Genomic DNA, 287 nt, shown 5'->3' on the forward strand with positions numbered 1-287 from the left:
CATGGATGTCTTTCCCACTCCCACTCTTCTACAGAATCATTAGATAAATTCGGCATCTGCAATTGCCTGTTTAACCACCTCTAGAGGCAAATGAACCAACTCACAGCCCTTTTCTTTATACAAGTACTGAGCATAGTCATCCATGTGGTATTCATTGATATAGACAACCCGCTTACAACCAACCTGTAACAATTGCTTGGAGCAGTTGAGACATGGGAAATGGGTCACATAGGCAGTAAAACCTTTTGGAATTCCCCGTTCCGCTCCTTGTAAAATAGCATTGACTT

General features: G+C 42.2%; 1 protein-coding gene. It reads right to left on the reverse strand.

Annotated features, from left to right (window positions below):
- Positions 1-39 precede the first annotated feature (39 nt).
- Positions 40-287, reverse strand: a 248-nt coding sequence (locus C1E99_RS00475; protein WP_419580068.1) for a deoxycytidylate deaminase, incomplete at its 5' end; no start/stop codon positions are given.

Source organism: Streptococcus suis (assembly GCF_002964045.1).
GTDB classification, from domain to species: domain Bacteria; phylum Bacillota; class Bacilli; order Lactobacillales; family Streptococcaceae; genus Streptococcus; species Streptococcus suis_U.